The following is a 4,304-nucleotide window of genomic DNA, read 5'->3' as shown; positions in this document are numbered from 1 at the left end:
GCAGGTTTTTTTCCATAATTGTAATATTCCGCCCAGAATGTCACACTTGTCAATACCCTCTGACCTGAATCCTTACGCTTTTGCCTTGGTGCGGCAATTAGAACCCGAAGCAGGTGAAACTCAACAACTGCGGTCAGCGGTGGGATTGGCCAGTGATATGCTGCAAGGTAAAATCACCTTACAGCAAGTAATATATCGCATTTTAGAGCGCAACCCAGGTAAACGGTTGTTGTTAGTTGCAGACCAATTTGAGGAACTGTACACCCTTTGTCAGGTGCAGGAAGAACAGGAACGTTTTGCAGATGAGTTGCTAACGGCGATCTCCAAAGAAAATATTACATTAGTTTTAACTTTACGGGCTGATTTTTACGGCTATGTACTTTCTTATCGTCGGTTGCGGGATGCCTTGCAGGAGTATACACCGCAGTTACTCAGTTCCATGAAACGGGAGGAATTACAACAAGCGATTGAATTACCTGCCCAAAAGTTGGAAGTACAATTAGAGGCACAATTAACCCAGCGCATTCTCGATGATGTGGGGTCAGAACCGGGTAATTTGCCATTATTAGAATTTGCCCTGACTCGTTTGTGGGAAAAGCAGCAAAACCGAGAGTTAACTCACCAAGCTTATGAAGAAATTGGCGGGGTAAAAAAAGCCATTGCCAATCATGCCGAACAAGTTTATCAAAAACTGAGTGAAACAGAGAAAAAGCAAGCACAGCGAATATTTGTGCAATTAGTGCGTCCGGGGGAAGGAACGGAGGATACCAGGCGCGTTGCTAGCCGTGCGGAAGTGGGGGAAGATAACTGGAATTTGGTGAGTTATTTAGCGGGATCTCAAGCAAGATTGGTGGTAACGGGACGGCAAGAACCGGAGGATACCGTAGAGGTAGTGCATGAAGCGCTGATTCGAGAATGGGGAACTTTGCGCGAGTGGATAAATGCTAACCGTCAGTTTCGGACTTGGCAAGAACGGCTGAAGGTGGCGTTACGCGAGTGGAAAAATAACAATCATGACTCTGGAGGCTTGTTGCGGGGTGCGCTGTTGACTGTGGCGGAAGATTGGTTGGAAAAACGCGCTGATGAGATGACGCAGGAGGAGCGAGATTTTATTCAGGTTAGTGTTAAAGAACGGAATCGGGAGAAACAGCAACAGGAACGCAGGCGACAACTAACAATTATCGGGCTCAGTGGCTTTTCGGCTGTAGCGATGATGCTGACTGGGTTTGCAGGGTGGCAGTGGTGGCAAGGAGAAATATCTCGCAGCGAGGCTATCAGTCGTTCTTCAATGGCACTTTTTAGCCAAGGGCAAGAATTTGACGCACTTTTGGAAGCTTGACGGGCAGCACGCACAAAGGCTAAACCTACAATGTGGGTGGAGGCGGCTTTGCAACAAGCGGTTTACGGAGTCAGAGAGCGCAATCGTTTGGAAGGGCATAGCCGTTCGGTCAGAAGCGTCGCCATAAGTCCCGATGGCTTAACTTTGGCTTCTGCTAGCGCTGACAACACCATCAAACTGTGGAACCTGCAAACCCAAAAACCCATCGCGACCCTCACCGGCCATAGCAATTGGGTCAATAGCGTCGCCTTTAGTCCCGATGGCTTAACTTTGGCTTCTGCTAGCAACGAGAAGACCATCAAACTGTGGAACCTGCAAACCCAAAAAGCGATCGCGACCCTCATAGGCCATAGGGATATGGTCAATAGCGTCGCCTTTAGTCCCGATGGCTTAACTTTGGCTTCTGCTAGCCGTGACAAGACAATCCAACTGTGGAACCTGCAAACTCAAAAAAGCATCAAAACCCTCACCGGGCATAGCAATTGGGTCTTTAGCGTCGCCTTTAGTCCAGATGGCTTAACTTTGGCTTCTGCTAGCTCAGACAAGACCATCAAACTGTGGAACCTGCAAACCCAAAAAGTTATCAAAACCCTGAGCGAGCATAGGAATTCCGTCACTAGCGTCGCATTTAGTCCCAATGGCTTGACATTGGCTTCTGCTAGCAATGACAACACCATCAAACTGTGGAATCTGCAAACCCAAAAAACCATCGCCACCCTCAGCGGCCATAGCGATTGGGTCAATAGCGTCGCCTTTAGTCCAGATGGCAAGACATTGGCTTCGGCAAGCCGTGACCAGACCATCAAACTGTGGAACCCGCAAACCCAAAAAGCGATCGCTACCCTCACTGGGCATAGCGGGGGGGTCAGTAGCGTCGCCTTTAGTCGAGATGGCAAGACCTTGAGTTCTGCTAGCTATGACAACACCATTAAATTGTGGAACCTGCAAACCCGATCCCTCCTCACCGAGCATAGCAGTGGGGTCAGAAGCATTGCTTTTAGTCCCAATGGCAAGACATTGGCTGCGGCTAGCTATGACAACACCATCAAACTGTGGAACCTGCAAACCCAAAAAGTTATCAAAACCCTGACCGGGCATAGCAATCCGGTCTATAGCGTCGCATGGAGTCCCGATGGCAAGATATTGGCTTCTGCTAGCGATGACAAGACCATCAAACTGTGGGACGTGCAAACCCAAAAAGCGCTTACCCTCACCGGGCATAGCAAGTGGGTCAATAGTGTCGCCTTTAGTCCAGATGGCAAGACATTGGCTTCTGGAAGCAATGACAACACCATCAAACTGTGGAACCTGCAAACCCAAAAAGTTATCAAAACCCTGACCGAGCATAGGAATCCCGTCACTAGCGTCGCATTTAGTCCAGATGGCAAGACATTGGCTTCTGGAAGCAATGACAACACCATCAAACTGTGGAACCCGCAAACCCAAAAAGCGATCGCTACGCTCACCGGGCATAGCAATCCGGTCAATAGCGTCGCCTTTATTCCCGTTGGCGCTAGCCTGCCGTCAGGCATGGGCAAGATATTGGCTTCTGGAAGTAATGACAACACCATCAAACTGTGGAACCCGCAAACCCAAAAAGCGATCGCTACGCTCACCGGGCATAGCCGTGCGGTCAAAAGCATCGCCTTTAGCCCCGATGGCTTAACTTTGGCTTCTACTAGCGATGACAACACCATCAAACTGTGGGACGTGCAAACCCAAAAAGCGATCAAAACCCTCACCGGGCATAGCAGTGGGGTCAAAAGCATCGCATTTAGCCCCGATGGCTTAACTTTGGCTTCTGCTAGCGCTGACAAAACAATAATTTTGTGGAATTTCGATTTTGATAATTTAGTCAAGCGGGGTTGTGACTGGGTGCGTCCCTATTTGCAAAATAGTCCCAATGTCAGCTATAGCGACAAACATTTGTGCGATGGTATTCCCACGAGTCCATAGGCTTTTTACCAGCAATTTGTTTGAAATGACACGTCGATGTCAAAAACTGCATAAAAACCCCCACCTCACTTCCATATAAAAATCAAACTTTTCCCAAACCCCTTACCCACCAACAACCATGACAAACCAAACTCCCAACTTCTACGCCCTCCTCATCGGCATCAATTTCTACTTCCCCCATCGCTTACCAGAAGGTAACTACTACAAAAACTTGCGAGGATGCGTTCAAGATATCAACCACGTCGAAACCTATTTAAAAGACACCTTCAACCTCACACCAGACCAAATTATTAAACTCACCGCCACTGCTTCCGACAATCCCAACCAACCCCAAGAACCCCCGGAACTCCTACCTACTTATGAAAATATCGTCGCCAAATTCAAAGAACTAACCGCCAAAGCCCAACCTCAAGACCGAGTATATATTCACTACTCCGGTCACGGCGGACGGGCGAAAACAATTTTTGAAAGCCTCAAGGGTTCTATGGGTTTAGATGAAGCCTTAGTTCCCTGCGATATCGGTCAACCAAACTCACGCTATTTGCGCGACTTGGAGTTGGCTAAACTGCTGGAAGAAATGGTGGCAAAAGAGTTAGTTGTAACCCTCGTACTCGATAGCTGTCATTCCGGTGGCGCAACCAAAGACATAGAAACAGACGAAGGGAATGTGCGCCGTGGCGATTTTATTGATATGATGGAACGACCAACTGATAGTTTAGTTGCACCGCTTCAGGAATTAGCCCAAAATTGGCAAATTTCAACAGAATATAGCCGCAATATTACCGTTGTCAATGGTTTGTTACCCGAACCGAAAGGTTATACCTTAATAGCAGCTTGTCGGGATCATGAATTCGCTTATGAAAAGGTTTTTGAAGGGACGGAACGCAACGGCGCTTTAACTTATTACTGGAGTTTAGACTAAGACAGAATAAAGGTAGAAGTTCACGGGGGTAGCAAAAACCCAAAAAATCTGATAAGGTGAGGCACATGGAGAAGACAGTGCCGGAAT

General features: G+C 47.9%; 3 protein-coding genes. All 3 read left to right on the top strand.

Features of this window, described 5'->3' with window-relative positions; genetic code table 11:
• Positions 1-1,339, top strand: a 1,339-nt coding sequence (locus tag QUA34_RS29745) for an nSTAND1 domain-containing NTPase (protein ID WP_445242859.1), incomplete at its 5' end; no start/stop codon positions are given.
• A 30-nt stretch (positions 1,340-1,369) separates the two neighbouring features.
• A complete protein-coding gene (locus QUA34_RS29740) occupies positions 1,370-3,295 on the top strand; it encodes a WD40 repeat domain-containing protein (protein ID WP_333391064.1) in 1,926 nt (641 codons plus the stop codon).
• A gap of 118 nt (positions 3,296-3,413) precedes the next feature.
• Positions 3,414-4,217 (top strand): caspase family protein, encoded by an 804-nt coding sequence (locus tag QUA34_RS29735; protein ID WP_333391062.1) that lies wholly within the window; start codon positions 3,414-3,416, stop codon positions 4,215-4,217.
• Positions 4,218-4,304 lie beyond the last annotated feature (87 nt).

The organism is Microcoleus sp. POL10_C6 (assembly GCF_036701585.1).
In the GTDB taxonomy this organism is placed as follows: Bacteria; Cyanobacteriota; Cyanobacteriia; order Cyanobacteriales; family Microcoleaceae; genus Microcoleus.
The sequence above is the reverse complement of the archived record's forward strand: the minus strand, read 5'-3'. Positions and strand labels throughout refer to the sequence as shown.